Below are 26695 nucleotides of genomic sequence, written 5' to 3' on the forward strand. Positions count from 1 at the left end.
TGCGATTCGTCAGGCGTACGGCAGGGCAAGGACGCGGAGGGCCTCGCACCCGGCCCGGTCGGCGGGTGCCGCCCACGGCGTGGGGCGGCGGCCCCGGGCGGGCGCGGCCGCAAGCGTGCGCGGGATGGTCGACGACTTCGCGGGCCGCGCCGGTTTCGGCCAGCTCACCCTGGCACGGCGCGGCGACACGGTCGTCGGTTCCGGCTGCGGAGCCGAGGTCGTGGAAGACCCCGACGAGGGCCGGGCCCGCCTGCTCGCGCAGGTCGGCGAGCAGATCGAGAGTATCTCGGCCTGAACGGTGACGTCGAGGGCGGTCCTGGCCGCGACGGCGACCGCACGACGCGACGAGGACGCGCGCGGAGCATGCCGCCCGACAACTCGGCGGGTACCGGTCGCGGACCAGCTGTACTGATCGTGGACCGGTTGCGGCGTGGGCGTGGGGTTGACCGTGGACCGGTTCCGGCTGGGCTGCCGGGGCCGACACAGATCCGCTCGGGTGCGAGGTTCTGGCCACGGACCGGTTCTGCCGCGGGAGTTGGGGTAGAGCCGGGCCCGCTTTTGCCGGTGGACGGTCCTCGGCAAGTCGGGGCATGCCGGTGTGCCACGTGGTGCGGCGGCCTCTGCTTTGTCTATGTCGGCACGCTTTGTGACGCTCCGGAGTCAGAAAGTTACCGTGAGGTGTGTTGTTGCGTCATTGTTAAGAAATTATCGGCCAACTCGGCGTATGTTGACGTGATCAATTGTGGGCGGTTAGTTTCATGGTCATGGTTAAGGGCATTCCGCTGGTGCGACGCCGGCACGTGGACTTCAAGAGGCTCGACAGCGCGCTCTGTCGCTAGCGTCGGGCTTTTGCCTGCCCATTGGCCGGGGAATCCTCACCTGTTCGCCGGCCGGGGCACATGACCCGTGTGTGGTTGCCTCCTGTCCGGTCGGCCCCACTGGTGGCCAACCGGCTTGTTGGGCTGTCCTTTCCCCGTGTTGTCATCGCCACACCTCGCGTTTCCCAGGAGTGACCGACGGCCGACTGTCGCGCATTCCAGATGGTGAGACCGCTTGTGTTATCGGCCTGATCGGCATCTACGATCCGGCCCGGACTTAACGTCCGCTATCTCTGGGAGGCTTGATGTCGAATCGGCTGTCAAGAAGTGTTTTCCGGGCGACGGCAATAGTTGTCGTCACGGGTGTGATCGCATCCGTGGCCGGCTGCTCAAGTGATTCCAAGGATTCCTCGTCCGCCTCCGCGCTGCCGTCGTATTCCGAGTTGGTGAATCCGGACCATAAGGTTACGGTGACCTGGCTGGACGCGGCCAATACCAATGTGCAGATCGGCTCGACCATCAAGAAGTTCGAGGCCGAATACCCCAACATCAAGATCAAGTACGAGTCGGTTCCGTTCGCCGACTTCGAGACTGTGCTGCCCTCTCGTCTGAAGTCCGGCAATGTTGATGTCATCACCGTCGATCAGCACTTGACGGCCCGTTACGTGGCGGCAGGCTACCTGCGCGACATCACCCCGGTCTTCAAGAGTGAATTCGGCGCGCTGGATGATCCTTCGCTCGCCGCTTCGACGGTCGACGGAAAGCTCTACAACGCGCCGGAGCAGTCGGACAGTTCATTTCTCTTCTACAACAAGAAACTCCTCGAAAAGGCGGGTGTCTCGCTGCCGTCGTCCGACCCTTCGAAGCCCGCGACATGGGAGCAGATCACCGCGGACGCGAAGAAGGCGCAGAAGTCCGGCGCGGAGTACGGCGTCACCTGGGAGCGCATCGCCAGCTGGTACTACCAGTGGTTCCTTTCCCAGGGACTCGGTGGCGGGTACGGAGCCGAGGGCTCGCACAACCTGACCGCGAACCTGGACAGCGAAGCGGCGGTGAAGGCCTTCAGCTGGTACGCCGACCTCTACAAGGACAAGGTCAGCCCCCAGGGTGATGCCAACAGCGTCTACACGAGCCTGTTCGCCTCGGGGAAGTCCGCGTTCCACATCGGCGGCGACTGGGACATCGCCGAGCTGAACAAGAACAAGAACCTGGACTACGGGATCGCACCGATGCCCCGGTTCGCCGCAGGCAAGGCCGTCTCGAACGCCGGCGGCGTGGCCCTGGGCCTCTACAAGGGGTCGAAGAACGCGGACGCGGCCCTGACGTTCATCAAGGCGATGGTGTTCAAGGGGCCCGGAGCGGCTGCCTACAATGCCGACACCAGCTCGCCGCCGGCCAACAACGAGGGCAAGAAGCTGTACTGGCAGCAGGAGGCGTTCCAGGACCCGCGCGCGACCGACGCCCAGAAGATCGTGAACTACCAGCTGTCTCACGGCATCGCCAAGAAGCGGGTGTCCACCGTCGGCTGGAACGAGTTGAATTCGGCGCTGACCTCGGCGCTGCTGTCCATCAGCAACGGTGAGGACGTCGCGGGGACCCTCAAGTCGGCGCAGTCGACGGCGGACGCGGCCCTGGAGAAGTACAGGTGAGCAGTCACACCCACCGGCTCCGACGCGGGGCCCGCACCGGTGTGCTGCTGGCTTTCACCGGTCCAGCCCTGGCCGTGCTGGTCCTCACCAGGCTCGCTCCCGAGGGTCTCTCGCTGTTCGCGTCGTTCGAGAAGGTCGATCCGTTCGACGGCGACTCGTGGTCCTTCGTGGGGTGGGCCAACTTCCGGCAGCTGTTCACCAGTGCTGCGTTCTGGCACGTGCTCGGCGTGACGGTGTGGTTCGTCGTCCTGGCGAGTCCCGTCATCGTAGTGGGCTCGCTCTACCTGGCCTGGCTCTACACCCGCACGATGCCCATGCGGGGGCTGTGGCGCACCGTGGCGTTCCTGCCCAGCGCCATCCCCAGCCTGGGGCTGACGGTCATGTGGGGGGTGGCGCTGAAGCCCACCGGAGTGGTCAACAACACCCTGGAGGCGATCGGTCTGCCCGCTCAGGGCTTCTACAGCTCCGCGGCGCAGGCCCTGCCGACGATCGCGTTGATCACCGCCTGGGGCGGTGTCGGCTACTGGATGGTCTTCCTCATCGCCGGCCTCCTGGACATCCCGCGTGAGGTTCTCGACGCCGCGCGGGTGGACGGAGCGACACCCTGGCGGGAGTTCCGCTCCGTGGTTCTGCCGCTGCTGCGCCGGCCGCTGCTCTTCGTCCTGGTCGCCAACACGGTCTGGGTGTTCCAGATCTACGCCCCGATCCAGGTGCTCACCAAGGGCGGCCCCTCGGAGGCGACATCGACCCTGATGTTCGACACCGTCCGCACCGCGACGGTCTACTCCAACCAACAGCAGGCCATGGCCCAGATGGTGGTGCTGCTGGTGCTGCTCGGCACCACGGTCGCCGTGCAGTTCGCCCTGCTCGGGGAGCGGGAATGACGGCCGACGCGCAGACCCGGGTACGGCGGTTCGGCCTGACCGCGCTCGGCGCGCTCAGCGGGTTCGTCTTCCTCATCCCGATCTGGTGGCTGGTCGTCGCGGCGTTCCGGGACCCGACCGAGGCGCTCAGCAGCACGTCGGTCCTCGACACCCTGATCCCCCGGTCCTTCTCGCTGGACGGTTTCCGGTCGGCGATCGAGGACGGCTACCTGCGCGCCGTCGGCATCTCACTCGCGGCGGCGGTCGGCACCGTCGTGGGCGGGCTGGTGGTGTCGTCGCTCGCCGCGTACGGGTTCGTCGCGGTGCGGACCCGGCTTTCCAAGGTGCTGTTCGCGGTGGTGGTCGGCAGCTTCCTGCTGCCGTTCGAGACGCTGGCGGTCCCGCTGGTGTCGGTCTTCTCCGACCTCGGCCTCTCCAACGGGCTGCCCGCGCTGATCCTGCCCGCGCTCGGCAACGGGCTGGCGGTGTTCAACCTGCGCCAGGCATTCCTGGGTGTTCCGCTGGAGCTGGCCGAGGCGCAGTACATGGATGGCGCCGGACATGTGCGCCGGTTCTGGCACCTTTATCTCCCCCTGTGCCGCCCGGCGCTGATCGGTTCCGGCATGATCCTCTTCGTGTCTCAGTGGGACTCCTACCTGTGGCCGCTCCTGATCATCTCCGACAACGACAACGCCACGGCGAGCGTGGCGATCGCGTCGAACTTCGGCCCTCTTTCGTCCAATACGCAGCAGGCGTTCGCCGAGGTCCTCGTCCTCATCGTCATTCCGGCGATCCTGCTGCTGTTCACCCAGCGTCGGCTCATCGCCTCGTCCGCCACCAGCGGTATTCGATAATCTCAAGGAGCAGACCATTCCGGAACGCGACCGCCCCCTGATCTTCAACGCATTCGAGATGACCGGCGTCGGCTACTACGCGCACGGCACATGGACACACCCCCGTAGCCGACGGGAAGGTTTCACCGACCTCGCATTCTGGCTGGACCGCGCCCGCCTGTTCGAGGAGGGCCTGTTCGACGCGGTGTTCTTCGCGGACGTGCTCGGGGTCTACGACGTCTATCGGCAGTCCCCCGACCCCGCGGTCCGGGGCGCCGTCGACTTCCCGCTGCTGGACCCGGTGACCGTCATCCCGGCCATGGCCGCCGTGACCCGGCACCTCGGGTTCGCCGTCACCGTCTCGACCACCTACGAGCACCCGTTCGCCCACGCGCGTCGGTTCGCAAGTCTCGACCACCTCACCGGTGGCCGTATCGGCTGGAACGTCGTGACGTCCTACCTGCCGAACGCCGCCCGCAACTTCGGTCTCTCCGAGATGCCGGGGCACGCGGTGCGCTACGCCCGGGCCGAGGAGTTCCTGGAGGTCTCCTACAAGCTCTGGGAGGGGAGTTGGCTCGACGACGCGGTGCTCTACGACAAGGAGAACACCGTCTTCGCCGACCCGGCCAAGGTCCGGCGCATCGACCACCACGGGCAGTTGTTCGACGTGCAGGGCCCCTCGCTGGTGCCGCCGTCGCCGCAGCGCACCCCGGTGATCTACCAGGCCGGGGCCTCCGAGCGGGGGCGTGCGTTCGCCGGCCGCCATGCCGAAGCCGTCTTCGTGAACGGCACCAACCCCGACGCCCTGGCCGCGGCGGTCACCGCGATCCGTGACGCCGCCGAGGCCGCGGGGCGCCGTCGCGACGACCTGCGTGTGGTCACCGACCTGTCGGTGGTCATCGGCCGGACCGAGGAGGAGGCGCAGCACAAGGCGGACCTGGTGCGGCGTTCCCAGTCGCGCGAAGGCGCCCTGGCCGGCTTCGGCGGGGCCAGCGGCATCGACCTCTCCACCGCCTCCGGGCAGGAACGGCTCAGCCCCGCACCGGGCGAGCACTCCCAGTCGGAGGCCGCCCGGTTCACCCGGGAGAAGCAGGCCCCCGACCGGGTGGAGGATGTCGTTCGCCGCCTGACCGACCTCAGTCCGTACTCGGAGACGGTGGTCGGCACACCTGCCCAAGTCGCCGACGGCATCAGCCGGATCGCGGAGACGACCGGGGTGGACGGCTTCAACCTGCACGAGTTCGTCACTCCTGACGACTTCACCGAGTTCATCGAGTCCGTCGTCCCGATCCTGCAACGCCGGGGCCTGTACCGCACCGCGTACGAGCCGGGCAGCCACCGCCGCCGCCTGCTCGGCGCCGGCGACCGGGTGGCCGACACCCATCCCGCCGCGGCTTTCCGGGAGATTCCGTCGCCGTGACGGGGCCCGGCTGACGCCGTGGTGGGAGGCGGCGCCGGCTGACGCCGTGGTGGGAGGCGGCGCCGACTGTCGCGGTGGCGGGGAGGCGATGTCGGCCGACGCCCCGGTGGTGAGTCGGTGACGACTGATGCCGTGGTGGTGGCGGGGCCGACTGGCGTGTTGGTCGTGACGCCATGAGCCGTGACGCCATGAGCCGTGTCGTTGATGCCGACGCGGTGAGGCCGTGGTGGTGGCGGGGTGCTCGTTGACGTCGTGGCTGTGGCGCGGCGTTCACCGGCGCGGTCGCTACGGCGCCGTGGCTGCCACGCCGCGAGGCCGTGGTGCCGGTGCCGTCACCGCGGAGGCCGTGAGGCCGAGGCCGTGACGGCGTGGCACCGACGTCGGCGGGCTGATCGCGCGGCGGCTCAGCTCGGCGACTGCAGGACGGTCGCGACGGCCGTGCTCACCAGGCACGTGACCTGCGCCGGGTTGGCTCTCTCGTGCAGGACCGCGAAGCCGGGAAGGGTGGGGATCACCGGGTACAGGGAGGCCAGTTCGACGGCCACGGCCAACGCGGTCTGCAGCAGCGCGGGAGCCCCACCGAAGCCGAGGCCCACACGGCCACCGCGACCGCTGTCACCGCCGCGCCCAGCGCCGGGGCGGCCAGCGCCAGGTTCGCGAGGGCCATGAGGGCCAGTGCGGCCAGGGCCGTCGCTCGCAGGGCGCGGTCGATGACGACGCCGGTGGCGGTGATCTCGGGCTGGCGGTCTTCGGCATCGCTTCCTTCCTCGGGCCACGGGGTGCATGAACCCGTACCGGAGGACCGGCTCGTGGGCGGCGACATCTATGCCGTCGGCGAATCCCCCCAGGGCACCCGCGTGCTGATCGGAGACGTGTGACCTCCCCCGGTGTCTCCCCGTATGCGACCGGCTTTCTCAGGCGTGCCGGACGCCGTCGGCCCATGGGAGGACCAGCCGGAAGGTGCAGCCCTCGCCCGGGGCGGTGTCCAGCTCCACGCGACCGCGGTGGCCCTGAGCGATCGCCGACGCGATGGCGAGGCCGAGGCCACTGCCGCCTCGGTCGCGGGAGCGGGAGGGGTCGACCCGGTAGAAGCGCTCGAAGACCCGCTCGGCCTCCTCGGGTGAAAGTCCGGGCCCCTGGTCGGCGACCTCGATCACGCCGATCGGCGTGGACTCGGCCAGGGGTGGTGAGGCGCTGGTGCGGCCGGGCCGGTCGGTGCCGCCGGCGGCCGCTCCTGCCCGGGCGGTGCCGACACGTACGTCGACCGGGGTGCCCGGGGGCGTGTGAACGAGGGCGTTGGACAGGAGGTTGTTGACGACCTGGAGCAGGCGATCGGGATCGCCCACGGTCTCCACGACCTCCAGTTCGGCGTCCTCGGTCCTCGCGTCGAGCGGGCTGAGCGTCATGCGGTGCTCACCGTTCGCGCGGACGGCCGCCACGCTCACCGCGTCGGCCGCGAGCGACAGCAGGTCGACCGGGTCGCTGCGGTAGGCGGGCTGCTGGTCAAGCTTGGCAAGCAGCAGCAGGTCGTCGACGAGAAGGTTCATGCGCTCGGCATTGCGGGCGATCTGTTCGTCGGCCTCCCGGCGCTGTTCGGCGGGGCGGTCCGGGTGGCGCAGGGCGAGCTGGGCGAACCCCTGGATGGTGGTGAGGGGCGTACGCAGTTCGTGTCCGGCGTCGGCGACGAAGCGACGCAACCGGGCCTCCGAGAACTCCCTCTGCCGCAGGGCCTGTTGGAGGCGGTCGAGCATGTCGTTGAGTACGGTACCCAGGCGGCCGGTCTCGGTGCGCGGGTCGGTGTCGGGCAGCCGCAGGCCGAGGTCCCCCGCGGTGATGCCCTGGGCGGTGTGCTCCATGCGGGTCAGCGGCAGGAGGCCGAGGCGGACCACCGTGCGGCCGAGGGCGATCAGACCGACCACGGCCGCGGCCAGGACGACGGCGTTGAGTGCGAGTTGTTTCGACAGGGCCCCCTCCACGGTGTCGAGGGGCAGGGCGACCACGTATGTGGTGTTGTGCGTCGGGGCTTCACGCCACAGGACCCGCCATTGGCCGTCCCCGGACTCGGCGGGAACGGTGGTCTCCTGTCCGCGCGTCAGATGCAGCTCGCCGGTGGACCGCGGGAGCTTCGGGCCCGGCTTGCTTCCTCCGCCGAGGGTGCCCTGCTCGTCGCCCTTGGCGCTGTAGAAAGTGACCCGGAAGTCCGAGGGAAGGGTGTTGGAGTCCGGTGCGGGTCGCAGGGCCGGTTCGGGTTGCCGTGTGAAGGCCCGGTCGGGGAGCGCGAACTCCATAAGCTGCTGGTCGACTCGGTTCAGCAGCCAGGAGTGCATCCCCGCGACCGCGATGGCCTGCGCTGTCATAACGGCGGCCGCGGCCAGCAGGGTCACGCCCCACACGAGCCGGCCGCGCAGCGAGCGGGGGCGCAGCGTCCACCGGCGGCGGATCACCGATCGGCTCCTGCCGTGTGGCCCTGGGGCAGCCGCAGGCAGTAGCCGACACCGCGCACGGTGTGCAGCAGGGGCGGGTCGAAGCGGTCGATCTTGCGGCGCAGGTATTTGATGTACGTCTCCACGATGCGGCTGTCGCCCGCGAAGTCGTACCCCCACACCTGGTTGAGGATCTTGGTCTTGCTCAGCACCCGGTTGGGGTTCTCCAGGAAGTAGGTGAGCAGGTTGAACTCGGTCGGCGACAGCGGGACGTACTCGCCGGCCCGGTGCACTTCGTGGGCGTTCTCGTCCAGTTCCAGGTCGGCGAAGCGCAGGATCCCGCTGCCCGCACCGTCTGGGCCGGACAGGTGCTCCGGGTAGGTCCGGCGCAGGATGGCGCGGATGCGCAGCAGCACCTCCTCGATGCTGAACGGCTTGGTCACGTAGTCGTCGCCGCCCGCGCTCAGTCCCGCGATGCGGTCGGCGAGCTCACCGCGCGCCGTCAGGAACAGTACCGGTGTCCGGACGCCGGCCGCGCGCAGCCTGCGGGTGACCTCAAGGCCGTCCAGGTCGGGCAGCATGATGTCGAGGAGCACGAGGTCCGGACGGCAGTCCTCCATGTCCCGCAGTGCGTCCTGGCCGGTGGCGGAGCCGAAGACCTCGTAGCCGGACAGCCGCAGCGCCGACTCCAGCAGCATGCGGATGCTGGGATCGTCCTCGACCACCAGGAGGCGGCACGGAGCGGGCGCGACGGCCGGGTCGGGCATGGTGCTGTGTGGTCCGTTCTGCCGAGGCCGCTACTTGGTCCGGGTCTTGGCGGCGCAGTCGTACAAGGTCGTGCTCATACCGCCCATCATGCCGCCGGCGGCAGAGCCGCTCCCGTCGGAGCTGCCGCCGTACTCCTTGGCGGGTACCTCGGTGCAGTTCTCGCTGATCCACTGCGACCGCTCGGCGGCCGCACTGTTCTCGCCGCCCATCCGGGCAGCCATGCCACCGCCGGACGAACCGAGTACGTAACGCAGGTCTCCGTTCTTGGTCCATGTGTCCAGCTGCAGCACGGAGGGTGCGTTGTCGCTGCCGAGGAAGCCGCCCATGCCGATCACGGCGGCATCGCTGTTCAGGATATAGGCAGCCGCTCCCGTGGCTCCCCCGTCGACGGCGAGGGTGATACGGGCGCCTTTCGAGTGTTCGGTGGCGTAGGTGAGGATCTTGCGCTGATCGGAGCTGAGGGTGGTGCCCCGGTCCGCTCCACCGAACCCGCCCGGACGGCCGCTGAAGCCGCCCGAGCCACCGCCGTTCCCCGGGAACGAGGGCATCGTGCCACCCGGACCCGACCCCGGAGCACCGCTCCCACCTGAGCCCGTTCCCAGGCCGCCACCACCGAAGCCTTCCGGCAGGCCGCCTCCTCCTCGTTCCTTGCCTCCCGGCATCTCAAAGCCCTCGGGCAGGCTGCCGCCCCCATTGCCTCCCGGCATCTCAAAGCCTTCGGGCAGGCCGCCGCCGCTGCCTCCCGGTACACGCCCGGAGCCGAAGGACATCGTCACGGGTCCGGCCGTCGGATTCACTCCGCCCATCGCCGATCCGGTTCCGCCCGGCACGCTCACGGCCCACGCGCACGGTGCGAGCAGGATCGCCGGCACCGCACCGCCGAGGGCAGCCACCGCCAGCCGCGGCTTCAACATCGCGGCGGCCAGCAGCCCCACAGCGACCAGTCCCCATGCCGACACCACCCAGGCCAGCCACCCGTGCCAGGACGGAACCCGCCGCATCACTACTACCGCCCAGGTAACGGTCAGCAGCACGGTTCCGGCACCCGTCGGCAGTGCCCAGCGGGCCCCGGCCCGGTGCGCCCGCGCCAGTGCGGCGACAAGGCCGGCCGACAACGCGGCGATGGCTGGGGCGAGTTGGGTCGTGTAGTACGGGTGGAACGTGCCTTCCTGCGTGGAGAACACCAGGCCGCACACCAGCAGCCAGGTCCCCCACAGCACCCACCCCGAGCCCGCCGGCGCCTCGCCCGCCGAGTCGCTGCCGCGTCGACGCTGCACCACCCCGGCCGCGGCGACGATCAGCGCCACGGCACTCACCGGCAGCAGCCAGCTGATCTGCCCGGCCACCTGGTCGTTGAACAGCCGCAGCAGCCCCGCCTCACCGCCGAAGTTGCCCATGCCGCCGCTGCCCGCGCTCGCACCGAAGATCCTGCCGAGCCCGTTGTAACCGGTCACCAGGTTCCAGGCGCTGCCGTCGGTGCTGCCGCCGATGTAGGGCCGGTCGCCCGGCCACCAGGCGACCATCGCCACCCACCACAACGAGGAGACCGCACACACGGCACCGCCGATCAGCAGACGCCCGACACGTGACAGCCAGGTACCGCCCGCGCCGACCAGCCAGGCCGCGGCGAGCGCCGGCAGCACCATCCAGGCCGCCATCATCTTGGTGAGGAAGCCGCAACCGATCAGGAATCCGCTCGCGCACAGCCACCACGTGCCATGCCGGGTCGACTCGGACTGCAGAGCGCGCGTCAGCGCGTACGCGGCGGTGACCAGGAAGAGCACCAGCAACGTGTCGGGGTTGTTGTCCCGGTTGATCGCCACGGTGATCGGGGTCAGGGTCATCACGAGGGCGGCGAGGAGCGCCGCGCCCTCGCCCGCCCAGCGCCGTGCCGTGCGGTGCAGTACGAAGACGGCGGCGACTCCCTCCACCAGCTGGGGCAGGAGCAGTGCCCACCCGTGCAGACCGAAGATCTTGCTGCTGATCACCTGCGGCCAGAGCGCGGCCGGGGGCTTGTCGACCGTGATCACTCCGGCCGGGTCGAAGGAACCGAACAGGAAGTTCGTCCAGCTCTGGCCCATCGACTTCACCGCGGCCGAGTAGTAGCTGTTGCCCCAGCCGAGGGAGCCGAGCGCCCACCCGTACAACAGTGCGGACAGCAGCAGGATCATGCCCAGCGCGGCAGGGGCCGCCCAGCGTGGCAGGGCGCGGCTGATACCAGGAAGGCGCGTGACGGTGCCCGAAGGCGCCTCGGTGGTGTGAGTCACGGGGAGATTCGCTCTCAGGTCTCAGGTCTCAGGGAGGGGGTTCAGGACGCGCGGCGGAACACGGCAAGGCGCAGCACCAGGAAGCGGATGATGGTCACCAGGACCGAGGAGATGGCCAGCACCAGGGTCTCGGCCGCCGCCGACGCGTCCGGCACGGCATCGCGGAAGACCAGGACGGCCGCCGAGGTGATGACGTAGCCGACGACGAACAGCGCACCCGCGCCCAGATGGGCGCGACCGGCGCCGACGCCGTCCGCGGCGTAGCGGAAGGTGAGTCGGCGATTGGCTTCGGTGTTGAGGAGCGTGAGCACCAGCAGGGAGACGAAGTTGGCCGCGGCGGGCGGCCACCAGCCACGCAGCAGCCAGTACAGCAGGGCCTGTCCGACGGTCGAGGCGATGCCGATGACGACGAAGCAGGTGATCTGCCAGGCGAGTTGGGAGCGGGCCGAGTCCGGGGCCAGGACCGCGTCGGGATGCTCGGCGGCCGGTTGCGGGCGGGCCGGAACGGGGACGCGGGCCGCACCGCACGCCTTGCGCCGGGCCATCCGCCACAGGCCCTTGAGGTCGTCGGTTGCGGTGCCGACCACGTCCACCCGGGTGTCTACGTCCTCCACCCAGTCGACGGGCACCTCGTGGATACGCAGCCCGTTGTGCTCGGCGAGCAGCAGCAGTTCGGTGTCGAAGAACCACGCGTCGTCCTCGGTCTTCGACAACAGCGGACGCAGCACCTCGGTGCGGGCAGCCTTGAACCCGCACTGGGCATCGCTGAAGCGGGCACCGTGGGTGAGCCGGATCAGGGCGTTGTAGCAGCGGGAGATCAGCTCCCGGCGCGGACCGCGCACGGTGCGGGCGCCGGAGGCGAGGCGGCTGCCGATGGCGAGGTCGGAGTGGCCGCTGGCGAGCGGGGCGATCAGCGGCAGTAGTCCGTCGAGGCCGGTGGACAGGTCGACGTCCATATAGACGACTATCTCGGCGTCGCTCGTACCCCAGACGGTGCGCAGCGCGAGGCCACGTCCCTTGCGTTCGAGGTGGACGACAGCGAGGCCGGGCAGTTCGCCGGAGAGTTCCCGGGCCACGGCGAGGGTCCCGTCGACGCTGGCGTTGTCGGCCACGGTGATCCGCCAGGGGTACGGCAACTCGTCACGAAGCCGGGCGTGCAAGGTGCGGATGCAGCCGGGCAGCGCGCGTTCCTCGTTGTAGACCGGGATGACGATCTCGACGGTCGGTGTACGCGTCGCGGCCGAGTCCGTGGCGTCCGCCGGCGTCGGCGGCTGGAAACTTCGAGCCGTGCGCAAGCCACTGATTGTCTGCGTCATGGATTCCTCGAGTGATGGGATCGGTGGGGGCGGCTCCCGTGCACACCCGCGTCCTGGCGGCGCGCTGGTCGACTCTGGTCTGTGCGGCAGGGGAAACACGGGGAGAATGCTGGGAACTGACGGGGAGTCCGCTGTCAATCCGTCCGCCGACGGGCGGCCGGAGACAGCACCGATCGTTGCGAGGGAAACTGGGAGGACGAGGTAAGCGGCCCGAGAACCGGCCGAGAGAACGCTGTGCGACCGCCCCGGCGACGGCCGCATACCGCGTAGTGACAGTGGTAGTAGGCGAGTTCACCGGTGCTGCGGTTGCGGCGGATCAGCGACTGGTGGCGGCCCGGGGCTGCCTCGGCGAGGTCGCTGCCGGCCAAGGTCGTAGAGCCGCTGTCCCTTCGCGCCATGCCCGGCCGGGGAGCTTGTGCCAGGCCCGCTTCGGCACCTTCCGCGCCAGGGCATCGGCGCGGAACTTGCCTGCGCCGGCCGGCACTTCGGCCGGGCGGGCCACCGTGATGGAGCGGCGTACTCCGCGAGGAGGGACAGCGCGGGGGCCGACGCGGGATCGGCCATGCCGACGATGAGGTTCTGGTCGTCGCTCTGTGCGCGGGTGAGCGACTGCTGCGTGACGGTCAGCGGGCCTACGGCGGGATGCCGTAGGCCCAGCGTCATCACCCCGCAGAGGCAGACGTCGTTGCCGACCACAGCCGGGTGAAGTCCGCGCTGTGCATGCTGAGTTCTCCCGATGAGACCCGGTCGGCGAGTGCAGCGCGGACCTCGGGGAGGCCGGGCCGACGGGAGTCGCCCACCATGAGGAGAAGGAGCCGCTCCTGACGCATAGTACGGTCGTTGCCGCCGGTTCCGCAGTGCCGAAGCCGCGATGCGCGCCGGATAACCAGGTGCGGCCACAACTGCCTTGACAGAGAAGGAAATCGGGGAGAGCGATGCATGGAAACGACGGACCGCGTCGAGCAGGGCGACGGAGCAGGGCAGCGGTGCTTTGTGTGACGGCAGTGGCGGGCGCGACGCTGCTGGCCGGATGCAGTGAGGACTCGCCTCCGCCGCCGGTCGAGTTCGGCGCGGCCAAGCCTGCGGGGGACAAACTCGGTATCCAGGCGCCGCCGAACGCCTCGGTGCAGCTGAGCCAGTGGCCCGACGGCTGCAAACTGCTGACGGACGGGGAGATCCAGGCATTCCTGCCGCAGGCGAAGTCCTTCGAGCGCGAGCCGGTGAAGGTGAGCATCCTCAACTTCAATCCCCTCGCCGAATCAGACCCCGGAACCACCGGTGATGTCCCGCGCGGCGGCTGCGAGTTCGGCTTCAACCTGCCGGGCAGCGGCGGTAGCGACTACGCCAACAGCCACATCACCGTCACGGTGACCGCACTGGCCGATCCGGCACTGATCGCCGAGAAGTACGACGAGGACAAGCAGGACAAGACCAAGGAGAAGGGGTTCACCGATCTCGCCGCTACCTGGGGCGCCGAGGGCTGCTACCGCGTCGGCGGCGTGGTCGGGGACGAGGTGTACTGCCACCAGGGCCCCTACCTCTTCGAACTCGACGGTTCCAGTTCGGCTGAGGGCCTGGTGAAAGACCCAGGTGTGGACGCGAAGCCCGCCGAGAATCGGGCGGCCGCCGAGAAGCGCAGGACGATCTGGACCGAGAAGGCGTTGTCCCAGGCTGCCCGCACGGTCGCCGCGCGAATGTCCTGACGGGGGCTCCGCCCGCTCCCGTGCCAAGCTCGTCGCCAGTGTGCTTGTGCGGTACGGGAGGTGGGCGGTGCCGCGCGGTGCCGTGAGGGTGGCGGGTGCGGGCCGGGGCGTCAGAGGGTGGTTCTCAGCCTGATTCGGACGCGGCCGGTCTTGGAGGTGGTGCGGCGTTCGCGTTGATCTTCCAGGCTTGGTCCATGCCTCAGCAGGGATCCCCGGGCGACCGCCGGGAACGGGACGAGGCCGGCAACGGCCTGCACTCCCGCATACTGGCCGAACTGGGCCGACCGTCGCCTCGGGCGCAGCACCCGCCCGGCACGGTGCCGCGCATCGACGAGCTGGGGTCGCGCTACGGGGTCTCCCGCACGGTCTTCCGCGGGGCTGTACGAGTGCTGGAGGCCATGCACCTGGTGGAGTCGCGCCGCAGGGTGGGCATCACGGTTCGGGGCACCGAGGAGTGGAACGTCTTCGCCCCCGCCGTCATCCGCTGGCGGCTGTCCGGAGCCGACCGGTCACGTCAGCTGAAGTCGCTGACCACACCGCGGACCGCGGTCAAGCCGGTCGCCGCCGGACTCGCCGCGCATGCCGCCGCCCCCCGACCAGTGCCGGGAACTGACCATCCTGGCTGCGGAGTTGGGCGCGGCCGAGCGGGAGGCCGGCCTGGACGCCTACCTCGTGCACGACGTCGCCTTCTACCGGGTGGTGCAGAGTCCCTCATGCGCGGGATCTGCGTCGGCGCGCTGCGCGAACTCGACATCTCGCCACTCGCCGGGTGGGCGCGGTGGAGTGTGAGTCAGTCATCCTCTGCTTTCCGTGTCCGTTCGGGCGGTGCGGGAGCGGTGGCGGTCCTCGGCGTCGAACTCCGCGAGCGAGTGCGCCCCGGGCCCGAGCGCTCGTTCCAGAGCGTGCAGGAGCGGGTCCTCCAGGCCCCCCAGGACCTCGGTAAGTTCCTCCGCGACGTCCCGGGCGATCTCTCCCGCCACCGCTTCCACACAAGTACGGGACCCGAGCTTGCTCACCGCGGCGGCCGCGCGGGCGGGAGTGAGGAGTGCCGATGCCTGGACCAGGAGCCAGGCGGGTACCCCGGCTGCGCCCTGCGGCGGTGCCAGATAGGGGCGTGCGCCGTCGAATCGCTCGTCCTCGGCGAAGGCATCCTGCTTCACCTTGGCCACCGGGCGCGTGCCGCCGCCCGAAAGACCCGACTCCTGCCACTCTCCCGCCGGTTTGATGACGTAGCCCTCGGCGAGGTTGTCCACCAGCTCGGGATGCCCGAAGAGGGCAGGGACCTTGGTGGGGAAGGTACAGGGCAACTCCTGGAGCCTGTTGAGCGTGTCGTACCCGAGCGCGGGAACGCACACCAGCCCGGCGACCGCCGCAGCGTCCCGCAGGGCCCGGTCAGAGATCCACCAGCGTCCCTCGGCCGTCTCGACCGAAGCATCGAACGGCAGCCAGTGCAGGCCCGGCGCGTACCACACGCCCGTCTGGACCGGCTCGGCTCCCGCGGCAGCAGGAACATCCGGGTGCGGGTAACACCCACCGGCCAGTTCGCCATAGAGTGTCACCACCGCAGCGTCGCCCCGCACGCCGCGCACAGCCGAGGCGAAACGGGCTGCCGCCACCGACAGCAGCGGCCAGACCCTGCTCACACCGAAGAAGTCATCCAGCCCATCGTCTTCCAGCAGCTCACGCCGCTTCGCCGGACGGACCCCGCCGACATCGCAGACCACCGCGAAGTGGGCCCCATGCACCTTCTCCACCGCGATCCACTCCCGGACCCCGGACATCCCAAGGCCCCCCTTCGCAGAGATCTTGGGATACGGCAGCAACGTCGCATGCGCAGACTCGCTCTCGGACACAAAGGCGATAATGGCCGTGCGACCCGGCACCCGGCAACGGAGATTCACCTTTGGCCGGAGCACAGAACCAGGCGGAGGCCGTGTTCGCGACCCCGGAATCCTCGTACCGGCGACCCCGTTCGACGTTGGGCTGCGCCGGCGCATGCCTGTCCGAGAACGTCCGTGTATCCGTGCCCAGTGATGTCCTCACCTGCGAGCGTGCCGACGACCGAGCAGATCCCGGCGTAGACGCCGTGGGGGCCGGGCAGCGGTGCTGCAGAGCCGGGCGGTGAACCACCAGGAGTCGAGCGGGTGGGAGGAGTTCGCGGGGAGTTCGTCGACAGCGTTGGCCAGGGTGGGGTGGGGCGTAGTCACGGTGCTTCCAGTAACCGGGGTGGGTATCGCTCGCTGCCCCAGGGAGTGGCTGTCCGGGGCCGGCGTAGGTGGTGGATGCGGTCAGACGGCAGCGATATCGATGGCCTTCTCCTTGAACTGCCGGGCAGCCAGGGACATCATGAGGCGCTTGCCTGCCGGGCGGCTCATCAGCTTTTGGGTGAAGGTCCGCACGGCCTTGTCTCGGCGGGTCTGGGGGACGAACATCGTCAGGCCCTGCGTGCGGCCGGCTTTCTGCTGGATGGCTATGAAGGGGCGCAGTTTCTGGTCCCATTCGCGTAGGGCCCGCGCGGTGTTGTGGGGGTTGCGCTGGAGCAGGGTGCCCAGGAGGTCGGCACCGGCCATGGCGGTGGAGGCGCCCATACCGGAGTAGAGGGTTAGGCACCAGGCGGCGTCGCCGAGCAGGACGATCCGGTCGGTGTGCCAGGTGTCCATCTCCACTTGGTGGACGGAGTCGAAGAGGTGGTGGTCGGCCTGTTCGAACTGCGTCAGGAGGTGTTCCAGGACGGGGCCGGCCGGTTCGGGGCCGAAGGCGGCGCGCAGGGATTCGATGGGCGGGCGGCGGAACTGGGCGTCCTCGTCGTCGGTGCGGTAGTTGAACAGCACGCCGGGCTGGTGGTCGGCGAAGGGGAAGGTCCATACGGAGCGGCCTGGTTCGGCCAGGACGAGGCCGTCCTGGGGCCGGAAGCCGGGCAGGGTCTCCTTGATGACGGTGGCGCCGATGATGTGGTGGAGCGGCCGCATGAACTCGCTGTCGGGGCCGAAGGCCAGGCGGCGGGTGGTGGAGCGCAGTCCGTCGGCGCCGACGACGAGGGCGAACTGCTCGGTGGTTTCCGAGATGTTCTCGCCGGTGGTGGTGCGCAGGGTGACGTCGACGCCGTCGGGGTGTTCGTCGAGGGCGGTGGGGGTGGTGCCGTAGCGAATCTCGGTGCGGGCCGCGACGGTGTCGTACAGGGCGGCCTCGATGTCGCCGCGAAGGATGAGGCGGGGGCCGCCGGGCAGATCGCCGTAGCCCATCCCCGGCCGGCGGCGGCCCGCACGGTCGATGTCATAGGTCACACCGTCGGGGTTGGCGCGGTTGCCGATGGCGTCGAGGACGCCCATGCGCTGCGCGGTGGCGCGGCCGGTCTCGAACAGGCCGACGAAGTAGCCGGCGTCGCGGCGCCCGGGGGCGCGTTCGACGAGGACGGGCTCCCAGCCGACCTCGCGCAGGCGCATCGCGGTGGCGAGGCCGCCGATGCCCATGCCGACGATCAGGGCACGGGGTGCGTGTGCGTTCATGGCCTCTTCTCTCCTTCTTCCAGGTTCTTGCGGGTTCTTGCGGGTCTTTGGCCAGCGCAGTGGGGTCACGTGTGGACGGTGGGTGTGGCGTTCGGGTCCTGCCTGGGTGCGCCGCGGCGGAGGAGCAGGCCGCAGATGATCGCTCCGACGGTGCCGGCGCGGTGGGGGCGAGCAGCACGCCGAAGGCGCCGTGCAGGGACCGCCCGGCCACCAGGACCTCGAAGCTGCTCGCGGCGCCGGTCGGTGCGGAGGCGCCGGCGAAGCCGGCGAGCCCGATGTTCAGGGCCCGGCTGTCGTCGGAGAAGCCCAGGTCCGCCTGGGCCGAGGGCAGGGCGATGTTCACGATCGTGGCGTCGAGCACCACCATCAGCGGGGCTATCGCGATGACCGCCAGGATCAGCCAACGGTGGCGGTGCCGGCGGTTGCCAGCTCTTCTCACGGCCTGGTCGGCCCGGCGGGCTCGATTCGGGGGTGAGGGTGCTCATCGGCGCTCCGAACACGGGATACCAAGTGGAGAGATCTTCTCCGCTTGCCTGGTTCACCGTAACACCAAACCGGAGATGCCGTCTCCACATGTCTGGGTACAGTAGGGGTCATGAGCAGCCGGACCGCCCCCGCCCCGCCCCCCGAGAAGCGCCCGTCACGCCCCCTGCGGGCGGACGCGGAACGCAACCGGCGCCGCATCATCGCGGCCGCCCATGAGGTCTTCGCGCGCCGCGGCCTGGAGGTCACCCTCGACGACATCGCCCGCCACGCAGGTGTAGGCGTCGGCACCGCCTACCGCCGCTTCGCCAATCGCGACGAACTCATCGAAGCGGTCTTCGAAGACTCCGTGCAGCGCCTGGTCGCACTGGCGGAGGGAGCCCTCTCACACGAGGACCCCTGGGAGGGCCTCGCGCAACTCTTCCTGTCCACCGCCGAGAACTTCGCTGCGGATCGCGGGCTGAGAGAGGTCCTGCTCGAAGGCATCCACGGCCCGGCCCGGGCCGTCGCCGTGCGGGAACGCCTCACCCCTCTGATAGAGGCCGTCATCAAACGTGCCCAACAGGCCGGGCAGCTCCGCGACGACATCGTGCCAACCGACTTCCCGCTCATTCAGCTCATGCTCGGAGCTGTCACTGAGCGCAGCCGGGCCGTCGCCCCCGAATTGTGGAAGCGCTACGTCATCCTCGTCCTGGACGGACTGCGCCATGACCGGGACCGCCCGACCCCGCTCGTTCACCCGGCCCTCGGCCAGGAGGAATTCGACCAGGCGATGACGTGACCGTCGAGCGGCACGTCGTATGCACGGCTGTCCGCCCCCCGGCTGTCGTCGGCCGGGGCACACAGCCACCGCCCTTGAGTTGCGCTCGCGTCACGCACGACGGTGTGCAGGTATACCGCTTCTCATGTGTCCTCATGTGAGCGATTTCTCGGGCCGGAGCAGGCAAGGTCCCACCGGTGGAGTGAGTCCCGATGCCGGAAACCCGCCGATCCGCAGCGTCGTCCTCTCTGCCGCCGCCGACCGCGCCTCGCAGCGGGGCCTGGATCCCGCACGGCTTCCGGCTCGATCCGCACTCCCACACCGAGGGCCAGCTGGTGTACGCGGCCACCGGGGCCCTGGCCACCACGACCGAGCATGGAACCTGGGTCGCGCCCGCTCACCGCGCGACATGGACACCGCCGGGGTTCGAGCATGCGCACCGCTTCTACGGCGCTACCGACGCCCGCCTTGTCACGGTCCCGGTCGACCTGTGTGGCGAGTTGGTGGCACACCCCAGCGTGTTCGGGGTGGGCCCTCTGCTGCGCGAGGCCCTGCTGGCGCTCACCGACCGAGCGGAAACCCGCCCCGGCGCCGTCCGACGATTACTCGCCGTGGTGATCGACGAACTCGCCGAAACCCCCGAGCAGCCCCTGCTGAGTGGCGGGCTGCTCTAGACGACATGCCCCAGGGCCGGCCTCGACAGCCGCGTTCACGTGGCGCGGGGCGAGGTATTCGGCGGCGGCAGGCGACCAGCTCGGCATCCACCTCGACGCTGCCGGCTGCCCCCACGCCCCGTGGGTGTTCAGGAGTAGAAGGTCGGGCAGCGGTACAGATTGGCCCGCCAGGTGAAGTGCACCGAGAGGCTCAAGCTGCCCGGCGGCGAACCCGCTCCGGCACGCCGGTTGGCGTGAGTGGGTGCCGGGGTGCCTCAGTCCGGGGAGGGCGCTTGCACCTGGTCGTGGCGGCCGAGGAAGCGGTATCGGCCGTCGTGGACCTGGTACAGGAAGCTGGTCTTCTCCGGCTGCAGGGCGTGGGTGAGGTCTTGGCGGAAGCGGAGTGGCTTGGCGATACCGATGTGACTGATGTGGAAGAGGCGTTCGGCGACTTGGCCGGGCTCGATGTCGGTACTGCCGCCGAGGTCGCCGAGGGTGGCCGCGATGAGGCCCACGGCGTCGTAGGCTTCCGCGGCCCAGCGGGCGGGAAGCTCGCCGTAGCGGTCGCGGTAGGCAGTCGTGAAGCCGCGGGCGGCCTTGCCGGGGGCCGACTGCGGCTCGGTGTAGGGCGCTTCGAGGACCCAGCCCTCCGCGGCCGGGCCTGCTGCCTCGGCGAAGGCGGGCCGCAGCACGGGTTCGAACGTGGCCCTGGGGCCGTCGAAGCCTGCCTGGGCCAGGGCGCGGGCGCAGGCCGCGGCACGGTCCGGCGAGGTGCCCGCGTACACCACGGCGTCGGGGTGTGCGGCCAGGGCGTCGGTGACGGTCGCCGTGAAGCCGTCCGCGGCCGCCACCGCGTGGACGGTGACGGTGCCGTTGCCCGGAGGTGCCTCGCGCAGACTCGAGACCGTCTCACGGGCCGCGTCCGCGGTGGCCTTGTCCTCGATGACCGCGGTGCGCTCGACGCGGCACACCCGGGTGAGGTAGTCGATGACCGGCAGCGTTCTGTCGGTTTCCGACGCCCGGGTCACGCATAGGGTGCGCAGCGAGTGCGGGGCGAGCCCGGTGGCATCATCGTCGATGGATACGAGCAACACCGGCATGGACGCCGACGCGTACTGCGGGACCGCCGTGCGGGCGGCGGCGACGGTGGTGGGGCCGATCACGGCGGTCAGCGAGCGATCGGCCAGGAGTCGGCGGGCGGTCTCCTTTGTCCGGGCCGGCCGGCCGCGATCGTCGTACGGGAGGAGCCGGAGCCAAAAACGCGCGTCGTCGCGGGAGTTGTGGTGGGACACGGCAAGGCGGGCGCCACGCTCATGCGCTCTGCCGATTGCGTCATCGCCGCCGGTCAATGTGGCGTGCAGCCCAATGGCGTGAGTGGGCAGGTTCCGGCGCGTGCCGCCGGCCCCGGTCCTGCCGTCCCGTGCGGCCAGCAGCGCGGCGGCGGAGGCGGCGAGCGCCACGGTCGTCGAGCCGGCGATGGCGAGCACCCGGCGGCGGGTGTGCGTACGGGCGTCGAGCGCTGCGGCCGGCTGCGGATGTTCCGGTGCAGCCTCGCGGGGCGGTGGGTCGAGGGCGCGGGCGGAGCGTTCGGCGACGAGTCGCAGCACGACGGGCGGCAGCCAGTCGTGCTGTGCCTCCTCGCCCCTCGCGGTAGCGGGGTGCGCGGGGAGCAGGGTGCCGGTGAGGTCGGCCGCGGTCGGGCGGTTTTCGGGGGCCTTGGCCAGGCACTGGGCTATCGCCGCGCGCAGCGGTGGGGGCTGTTGGTGGAGGCCGTCGAGGTCCGGCGGTTCGTGGAGGGTGCGGTACAGGACGGCCTCGGGATTGCCGGAGCCGAAGGGTCGCTGGCCGGTGGCCGCGTACGCCAGCAGGCAGCCGAGGGCGAAAACGTCGGCGGCCGGGCCCGCTGCGCTGCCGTCCGTGCTGATCTGTTCCGGGGCCAGATAGCCGGGGGTGCCCACGACCGCGCCGGGTTCGGTCAGTGCGGTGGCTCCGGCGGCGCGGGCGATGCCGAAGTCGATCAGCCGTGGGCCGTCGAGGGCGAGCAGCACGTTGCCGGGTTTGACGTCGCGGTGCAGCAGGCCGGCTCCGTGGAGCTCGGCCAGCGCCTCGGCCAGCAGGGCGCCGAGGGCGGCGACGGAGTCCGGCGGCAGCGGACCGCAGGCGTCCACCGCCTCGGCGAGCGAGGGTCCGGGCACGTAGGCGGTGGCCAGCCAGGGCTCGCGGGCGTCGGGATCGGCCGCGGTGACGCGCACCACCCAGCGGCCGCTGAGCCCACCGGCCAGGCGCGCTTCGCGCCGGAAGCGTTCGCGGAAGGCGGGGTCGGCTGCGTGCTCGGGGTGGACGATCTTCAGCGCGACCAGGGAGCCGACGGGAGTGCGGGCCAGGTAGACCACGCCCATGCCGCCCGCGCCGAGCCGGGCCAACAGCCGGTGTCCGCCGAGTTCTTCGGGATCCTGCGTACGCAGCGGTCTCATCGTCGGCGGCGTTCCCGTCAGGCTCCGGGGATGCCCATAGGGCCGACGTAGCCGAAGCGGCCGTGGGCGACGCGGTAGTGGTACACCTCGCGCGGTTCGACGCGGCGGCTGTCATCGAAGGCGTACGTGGCGGCCACCCCCTTGAACCGGACCTCGGCCACGGCCCGCGCCAGCTGCTCACGGCTGGGGCGGCGGTCGCCGGTCTTTCCGGCGAGGGCGTCGATCCGTCCGGCCACCAGGCGGGCGATGTCGTACGCTTCGGCCGCCCATGGGCCGGGCGCGCTTGCGTAGCGCTTGCGGTAGGCGGCGGCGAAGCTGCGTACGGGCTGGGCCTGGGGCCCGATGTACGAGGTGAGCACCTGCCAGCCCGCCGCCGCCTTGCCTGCCGCGGAGGTGAAGGCCGCCGTGGCCGAGGGTGCGTCGAGGAACCTGGGCCCGGTGAAGCCGCGGTCGGCGAGCGCGCGGGCGACCTGTGCGGCGCGCTCGGGGGTCCCGACGTAGTAGAACCCGTCGACCCCGTGGTCGAGCATGTCGGCGACGACCGGGGCCAGTTGGGTCGCGACCGCGGGCACGACGCGGAAGTACAGTCCCGGTTGTGCGCTGCCGGCGGCGCTGTGGGCGATGTTGACGGATTCCCAGCCGGCGAGTCTGCCGGCCCGGTCGGCCAGCAGGCCGAGGCGGCGAGTGCCTTGTTCGCGCAGTGCTGCGACGGTGGTGTAGGCGGTGTGCGCGGTCATCGGCGTGGTGTGGAAGTAGGCGCGCGGCTCGGCGGTGCCGAGGCCGGTCTGAGCCGCGCTCAGGGACAGCTCGGAGACCGTCAGCAGCGGCTGGCCGGCGCCGTCGTAGATCTCCAGCGCGGCCTGCGTGGCGGCGTAGCCGGTGGGGCCGAGCACGGCGATCACGTGGCGGTCGCCGGTGAGCCGCCGGGCCACTTGCCGGGCTCGTTCGGCCTCGCCGCGGTCGTCCTCGACCCGCAGCTCAAGGGTGAAGTTTCCTTCCGCGCGGGCGTTGAACTGCTCCACCGCCAGCCGCGCACCCCGCTCCTGCGCCTTCCCGGCCTTGCCCTGCGGGCCGGAGAGATCCGCGTGGACGCCCAGGGTCCAACGCGGCCCCGCGGCGGGTGATCCCGATGCGCCGTCCCGCAGTACGGCCCACAGCGCGGTACCGCCGCCGGCTGCCAGCAGCGCCGCGCCTCCTCCCGCCAGGGCCAGGACCCGGCGGCGTCCGGGCGATCGGGGGCCGGGTGCCGAGACAGCCGTCGGTTCGATGCCGGGAAGGGCGAGGAGTTGGGCCGAGCGATCGGCGACGATCCGGACCACGGGGTCGGGGAGCCAGTCGATGTCTCCGGCCGGGGTGTCCTCCACCAGCGCCGCGTCGATGTCGGCGGCCGATGGCCGCTGCGCCGGGTCCTTTGCCAGGCACCGCTCCAGCAGCGCCCGCAGCTCGTCGTCCGCCACGCCGTCCAGGTCGGGTGCGTCGTGGACGGTGCGATACAGCAGCGCGTCGGATGCGCCGCTGCCGAACGGCGGACGCCCCGTGGCCGCGTACGTCAGCAGGCCGGCCAGGGAGAACACATCGCTCGGCGGGCCGATCCGCTGCCCACGTGCCTGCTCCGGGGAGAGGAAGCCGGGTGTGCCGATCACCATGCCGTCCGAGGTCAGGGCGGTAGCCTCGGTGGCGGTGGGGCGGGCGATGCCGAAGTCGATCAGCCGCGGGCCGTCGAGGGCCAGCAGGACGTTGCCGGGCTTGAGGTCCCGGTGCACCAGGTCGGCGGCGTGTACGGCGCTCAAGGCCCGGGCCAGGATCTTCCCCAGGATCCGTACCGCCCTCTCCGGCAGCAGACCGCAGGCCGCGACGGCCTCCGCCAGTGCGGGCCCGGGCACGAACGCGGTGGCCAGCCAGGGCGCCACGGCCTCGGTGTCCGCACCGAGCACAGGGACCACCCAAGGGCTGTCCACCTGGCGGACTGCGGCCGCCTCGCGGCGGAACCGGGTCCGGAACTCCGCCTGTTCGGCGAATTCGGGCTGGATCACCTTCACGGCGGCCGGCTCCCCGGCCTGCGAGCGGGCCAGGTAGACCACGCCCATGCCGCCCGCGCCCAGTCGGCCGAGCAGCCGGTATCCGCCCAGGTGCGCCGGGTCGGTGGGCTGCAACGGCTCCATCAGCCAACCCCGTTCGTAGCCGGTGCACCGGATTTCTTCACGGCGGAGCCGTCCGGATCAGGGGCGTCCGGATCAGGGGCGTCCGGATCAGGGGCGTCCGGATCAGGGGCGGTGGCATCCGCCCCGCCGCCACCGAGCTGCTCCTCCACCCGCAGCAGCATCCCGGTCAGGCCCTGAACATCCAGGTCCTGCATTCACTCTCGCTGCGGCCGCGCCCGGCGCACACGGAGACGCTCACGACGACCGGTCCCAGGGTGGACTGCCGCCACCAGTACGGATACGGACCGCCGCGTGTGTCGCTGACACACTTACCGGTCTCCGACAGCGCGTCGTCGCTGGAGGTGTTACCGCCCTCGCCGCGTGCGAACGCCGACGAGAGGAGACCGGTCAATCGCTCGCCCGGCCGCAGCGTCTGCTCCGGGCAGCCGACCGCTTCCTCCAGCATCCGGGCCTGCTCCCAGGCCGCGTCCTTCGTCGTCCGGTGCACCGTGGCGGTGGCCGACAGGTGCACGGTCCCCTTGCCGCCGCTCGCCGGTATCTCGAAGTACCGGGTGAGCGTGGCCAGGACGTCCTTCGGCAGCGTCCGGCGGTGCCAGGTGCAGTCCTCCTGGAGGACCGTCCATCGATCGGGGTCGCTCTGATACGGCGTCGCCCGCACCACCTCCGCACCGAACAGGTACGGGTCGGCGATCACATCGCCGGCCAGGCGCTGCGCCTGCGACGCCGTCCGCGGCTGCCGGGCACGATCCCCGTCCGGGAATGACGGCGTCGCGGATTGCCCCGCCTCGTCGTCCGGTGTTCCGGTCGCGGACCGACCCGGAGTGTTTCGGGACTCCGGCTTCCCGGTCGGTCCTCCCGTACCGTCCGTGCAGCCCACCAGCAGCATGCCGCCCACGGCGGCCAGCGCCGCGCACGAACGCAGCACCGTCAGGACCGGAGCCAGCTGCGGGGTGTTCCGCTCAAGCAGTAGCTCGATATCGATGTCGATGTTGGGTTGCCCATGTGAGCCGGTGAGGGTCAGTCCGCTGAGGTTCACCCAGGCGTCGATGTCGGGCACGCTCGTGATCGTCGACGGGCCGCCCAGTGCGTCGAGCGTGCCCATCCAGCCAACCACCTGAATCCTGCGCATCTCCAGGGCCGTGACCACGGCCTCCACGTGTGCTGCATTGCCGGCGAGTACCTGGGTCGGCGTCGCAACCAGCACGACTCGGCCCAGCGGCTCCCCCTTGTCGCGGGATGCCCAGTACTCCTGAAGCGCCGGTTCGAACACGTCCCAGCGTGCGGCGACCTCCAGCCGTGGATGCCAGAACCCGCTGGTCGGCAACGGCTCCGGCCACGCTGACGTGGCATCGGCGTCGCCACGCAGCACCGCGACGAGTGCGCGCAGCGCGAGGACGGCGTTGTCGATCGTCACATGCCGGAAGGCCTCGTTGACCTTGGCGAGAGCGCGAAGTTCCGCCGCCTCCGCCGGCAGCTGCCGTCCGAACGTGGACAGGGCACCCAACACTGCCTCGATCTGTGGCGGAACCGGACGCTTAGCCCGGCTCGACGCGCCGGCCGCAAGGGCCAGGTTGTGCCGTGTGTGGTCCGGGTCAGTGCCGAAACGACCCAGCCGAGCCACACTCATCACTTCTGACGCGTTCGGCACGACCGGCACGACAGCGAGCTGAGGGTGGCCGGCCACCGAACGAACGAGCGTCTCGGCATCGGGCTGGTCATGCACCCCGTGCACCATCAGAACGTCCGCATCGCCAAGCACCCGGTCAAGTTCACCCGGGTCGGCGAACACCGACCTGTCCAGCCGGGTCCAGGCCAACGCCGGCCCGGACTCGTCCGCATACCGCTGGACGGCGCGCCGCAGGATCAATGCGCTGTGTGACTCAAAGCCGAGCGTCACCAACCGAATCGGCATGGTCGAAGGCGTGGTCGACGGCGTGGTCGACGGCGTGGTCGACGGCGTGGTCGAAGGGATCGTCATGACTTCTTCCCGAATCGTTCCGGATGCAGCCACCGGGCGATCTGCTCCAGCCCCTTGGCGACGTGCACCCCTGCTGTCGCCGACGCATCGGTGGCGTTGACCACCAAGATCCGCCCGTCTTTGACGACCTTCAGACCCGCCACGGCCTTGTTGTCCAGCAGCGGCCGGTAGTCGTCCATGCCTTGGCCGGTGTTGAGGAGGACGATCGCGTCCGGGTCAGTGCGTACCACGAGTTCGGGATCGGCCGACATGCCGTTGGCAATGCCTGCCTCATCGACGGCCAGCTTCGCGCCGGCCGCCTGAACGATCGCCGAACTGATCGAGTCCGAACCCAGTATGTAGGGCTTTTGCGGGCCGAGTGACGTCATCACCAGCACCGACGGCCGCTCTGCCACGTCGGAGACCGCGTCGGTCACCGCCGCGACCCGAGCGCGGAAGTCGGTCACGATGTCGTTCGCCCGTTGCCTGGCTCCCACGGCACGGCCAAGTGCCCGCACATTCCCGGCGATCTCGTCGAATGTGGCCCAGTTGTTCTCGATCGTCACGACCTTGACACCGCTGTCGCCCAGTGCGTCCTGAGTGTCCTTCTCCGAGGCATGCCGCGCGGTCAGCACCACCA

21 protein-coding genes and 3 pseudogenes are annotated in these 26695 nt (G+C 70.5%); 10 read left to right on the top strand and 14 right to left on the bottom strand.

Going from position 1 to position 26695, the window contains the following annotated elements; translation table 11 throughout:
• From AC27LF_RS43475 to AC27LF_RS43495, 5 genes are all read left to right on the top strand, one after another.
• Window positions 1-295: hypothetical protein (locus AC27LF_RS43475; RefSeq protein WP_479664747.1), on the top strand; the 295-nt coding region annotated here is incomplete at its 5' end.
• Window positions 296-1288: 993 nt separating this feature from the next.
• A complete protein-coding gene (locus AC27LF_RS43480) occupies window positions 1289-2467 on the top strand; it encodes an ABC transporter substrate-binding protein (RefSeq protein ID WP_479664748.1) in 1179 nt (392 codons plus the stop codon).
• Window positions 2464-3351: a carbohydrate ABC transporter permease gene (locus AC27LF_RS43485; RefSeq protein WP_479664749.1), complete on the top strand. Its 888-nt coding sequence runs from the start codon at window positions 2464-2466 to the stop codon at window positions 3349-3351. The genes AC27LF_RS43480 and AC27LF_RS43485 overlap by 4 nt, the downstream gene beginning before the upstream one ends.
• Window positions 3348-4184: a carbohydrate ABC transporter permease gene (locus tag AC27LF_RS43490; RefSeq protein WP_479664750.1), complete on the top strand. Its 837-nt coding sequence runs from the start codon at window positions 3348-3350 to the stop codon at window positions 4182-4184. Before AC27LF_RS43485 ends, AC27LF_RS43490 begins: the two co-directional genes overlap by 4 nt.
• A gap of 40 nt (window positions 4185-4224) precedes the next feature.
• Window positions 4225-5583 (top strand): LLM class flavin-dependent oxidoreductase, encoded by a 1359-nt coding sequence (locus AC27LF_RS43495; RefSeq protein WP_479664766.1) that lies wholly within the window; start codon window positions 4225-4227, stop codon window positions 5581-5583.
• 404 nt (window positions 5584-5987) lie between these two features.
• Here the strand turns inward: AC27LF_RS43495 and AC27LF_RS43500 are convergent, their stop codons facing one another.
• Entirely contained in the window at window positions 5988-6179 is a 192-nt protein-coding gene (locus AC27LF_RS43500; RefSeq protein WP_479664751.1) for a hypothetical protein, read from the bottom strand.
• Window positions 6180-6293: 114 nt separating this feature from the next.
• Between AC27LF_RS43500 and AC27LF_RS43505 the strand changes: the two genes are divergently transcribed.
• Window positions 6294-6461 carry a hypothetical protein gene (locus AC27LF_RS43505; protein ID WP_479664752.1) on the top strand — a complete coding sequence of 56 codons (168 nt, stop codon included), beginning with the start codon at window positions 6294-6296 and terminating at the stop codon, window positions 6459-6461.
• A gap of 36 nt (window positions 6462-6497) precedes the next feature.
• Here the strand turns inward: AC27LF_RS43505 and AC27LF_RS43510 are convergent, their stop codons facing one another.
• The 5 genes and pseudogenes from AC27LF_RS43510 to AC27LF_RS43530 all read right to left on the bottom strand — a co-directional run.
• Complete coding sequence (locus AC27LF_RS43510; protein ID WP_479664753.1) at window positions 6498-8027, bottom strand: sensor histidine kinase; 1530 nt, start codon at window positions 8025-8027, stop codon at window positions 6498-6500.
• Entirely contained in the window at window positions 8024-8773 is a 750-nt protein-coding gene (locus tag AC27LF_RS43515; RefSeq protein WP_479664754.1) for a response regulator transcription factor, read from the bottom strand. Before AC27LF_RS43515 ends, AC27LF_RS43510 begins: the two co-directional genes overlap by 4 nt.
• Before the next feature lie 30 nt (window positions 8774-8803).
• Window positions 8804-11041, bottom strand: a complete 2238-nt coding sequence (locus AC27LF_RS43520) for an ArnT family glycosyltransferase (RefSeq protein WP_479664755.1) — start codon at window positions 11039-11041, stop codon at window positions 8804-8806.
• A gap of 41 nt (window positions 11042-11082) precedes the next feature.
• On the bottom strand, window positions 11083-12357 hold the full coding sequence (locus AC27LF_RS43525; RefSeq protein ID WP_479664756.1) for a bifunctional glycosyltransferase family 2/GtrA family protein: 1275 nt from the start codon (window positions 12355-12357) through the stop codon (window positions 11083-11085).
• A 272-nt stretch (window positions 12358-12629) separates the two neighbouring features.
• Window positions 12630-12895 (bottom strand): annotated as a pseudogene (locus AC27LF_RS43530) (IS701 family transposase); the annotation flags it as partial.
• A gap of 457 nt (window positions 12896-13352) precedes the next feature.
• Between AC27LF_RS43530 and AC27LF_RS43535 the strand changes: the two are divergent.
• Both AC27LF_RS43535 and AC27LF_RS43540 read left to right on the top strand, forming a co-directional pair.
• Complete coding sequence (locus AC27LF_RS43535; RefSeq protein ID WP_479664767.1) at window positions 13353-14060, top strand: hypothetical protein; 708 nt, start codon at window positions 13353-13355, stop codon at window positions 14058-14060.
• 194 nt (window positions 14061-14254) lie between these two features.
• Window positions 14255-14774, top strand: a pseudogene (locus AC27LF_RS43540) (GntR family transcriptional regulator); the annotation flags it as partial.
• Window positions 14775-14854: 80 nt separating this feature from the next.
• Here AC27LF_RS43540 and AC27LF_RS43545 read toward each other — a convergent pair.
• The 3 genes and pseudogenes from AC27LF_RS43545 to AC27LF_RS43555 all read right to left on the bottom strand — a co-directional run.
• Window positions 14855-15841, bottom strand: coding sequence for an RNA ligase family protein (locus tag AC27LF_RS43545; protein WP_479664757.1), 987 nt, complete (start codon window positions 15839-15841; stop codon window positions 14855-14857).
• Between the two features lie 507 nt (window positions 15842-16348).
• Window positions 16349-17566: an FAD-dependent monooxygenase gene (locus AC27LF_RS43550; protein WP_479664758.1), complete on the bottom strand. Its 1218-nt coding sequence runs from the start codon at window positions 17564-17566 to the stop codon at window positions 16349-16351.
• A 157-nt stretch (window positions 17567-17723) separates the two neighbouring features.
• A pseudogene (locus AC27LF_RS43555) lies at window positions 17724-18005 on the bottom strand (MFS transporter); the annotation flags it as partial.
• Window positions 18006-18161: 156 nt separating this feature from the next.
• On the opposite strand from AC27LF_RS43555, the gene AC27LF_RS43560 reads away from it, so the two are divergent.
• Window positions 18162-18830, top strand: coding sequence for a TetR/AcrR family transcriptional regulator (locus AC27LF_RS43560; protein ID WP_479664759.1), 669 nt, complete (start codon window positions 18162-18164; stop codon window positions 18828-18830).
• Between the two features lie 191 nt (window positions 18831-19021).
• Window positions 19022-19483 (top strand): cupin domain-containing protein, encoded by a 462-nt coding sequence (locus AC27LF_RS43565; RefSeq protein WP_479664760.1) that lies wholly within the window; start codon window positions 19022-19024, stop codon window positions 19481-19483.
• 254 nt (window positions 19484-19737) lie between these two features.
• Here AC27LF_RS43565 and AC27LF_RS43570 read toward each other — a convergent pair whose 3' ends face one another.
• The 5 genes from AC27LF_RS43570 to AC27LF_RS43590 all read right to left on the bottom strand — a co-directional run.
• Window positions 19738-21936, bottom strand: a complete 2199-nt coding sequence (locus tag AC27LF_RS43570; protein WP_479664761.1) for a protein kinase domain-containing protein — start codon at window positions 21934-21936, stop codon at window positions 19738-19740.
• 17 nt (window positions 21937-21953) lie between these two features.
• A complete protein-coding gene (locus AC27LF_RS43575) occupies window positions 21954-24098 on the bottom strand; it encodes a bifunctional serine/threonine-protein kinase/ABC transporter substrate-binding protein (protein ID WP_479664762.1) in 2145 nt (714 codons plus the stop codon).
• Window positions 24098-24292 carry a hypothetical protein gene (locus AC27LF_RS43580; protein ID WP_479664763.1) on the bottom strand — a complete coding sequence of 65 codons (195 nt, stop codon included), beginning with the start codon at window positions 24290-24292 and terminating at the stop codon, window positions 24098-24100. The genes AC27LF_RS43575 and AC27LF_RS43580 overlap by 1 nt, the downstream gene beginning before the upstream one ends.
• Window positions 24265-26109, bottom strand: a complete 1845-nt coding sequence (locus AC27LF_RS43585; RefSeq protein WP_479664764.1) for a cobaltochelatase subunit CobN — start codon at window positions 26107-26109, stop codon at window positions 24265-24267. The genes AC27LF_RS43580 and AC27LF_RS43585 overlap by 28 nt, the downstream gene beginning before the upstream one ends.
• Window positions 26073-26695 (bottom strand): ABC transporter substrate-binding protein (locus AC27LF_RS43590; protein WP_479664765.1); only part of this gene is annotated, 623 nt, incomplete at its 5' end. The genes AC27LF_RS43590 and AC27LF_RS43585, both read right to left, overlap by 37 nt.

The sequence above is a fragment of the Streptomyces diversicolor genome, from assembly GCF_057537855.1.

Excerpts from the sequence above, each read along its gene's own strand:
- AC27LF_RS43490 (WP_479664750.1), top strand. The coding sequence starts at position 3,348 with ATGACGGCCGACGCGCAGACCCGGGTACGGCGGTTCGGCCTGACCGCG.
- AC27LF_RS43505 (WP_479664752.1), top strand. The coding sequence starts at position 6,294 with ATGACGACGCCGGTGGCGGTGATCTCGGGCTGGCGGTCTTCGGCATCG.
- AC27LF_RS43515 (WP_479664754.1), bottom strand. The coding sequence starts at position 8,773 with ATGCCCGACCCGGCCGTCGCGCCCGCTCCGTGCCGCCTCCTGGTGGTC.
- AC27LF_RS43525 (WP_479664756.1), bottom strand. The coding sequence starts at position 12,357 with ATGACGCAGACAATCAGTGGCTTGCGCACGGCTCGAAGTTTCCAGCCG.
- AC27LF_RS43545 (WP_479664757.1), bottom strand. The coding sequence starts at position 15,841 with ATGTCCGGGGTCCGGGAGTGGATCGCGGTGGAGAAGGTGCATGGGGCC.
- AC27LF_RS43550 (WP_479664758.1), bottom strand. The coding sequence starts at position 17,566 with ATGAACGCACACGCACCCCGTGCCCTGATCGTCGGCATGGGCATCGGC.
- AC27LF_RS43560 (WP_479664759.1), top strand. The coding sequence starts at position 18,162 with ATGAGCAGCCGGACCGCCCCCGCCCCGCCCCCCGAGAAGCGCCCGTCA.
- AC27LF_RS43565 (WP_479664760.1), top strand. The coding sequence starts at position 19,022 with ATGCCGGAAACCCGCCGATCCGCAGCGTCGTCCTCTCTGCCGCCGCCG.
- AC27LF_RS43570 (WP_479664761.1), bottom strand. The coding sequence starts at position 21,936 with ATGAGACCGCTGCGTACGCAGGATCCCGAAGAACTCGGCGGACACCGG.
- AC27LF_RS43575 (WP_479664762.1), bottom strand. The coding sequence starts at position 24,098 with ATGGAGCCGTTGCAGCCCACCGACCCGGCGCACCTGGGCGGATACCGG.
- AC27LF_RS43580 (WP_479664763.1), bottom strand. The coding sequence starts at position 24,292 with ATGCAGGACCTGGATGTTCAGGGCCTGACCGGGATGCTGCTGCGGGTG.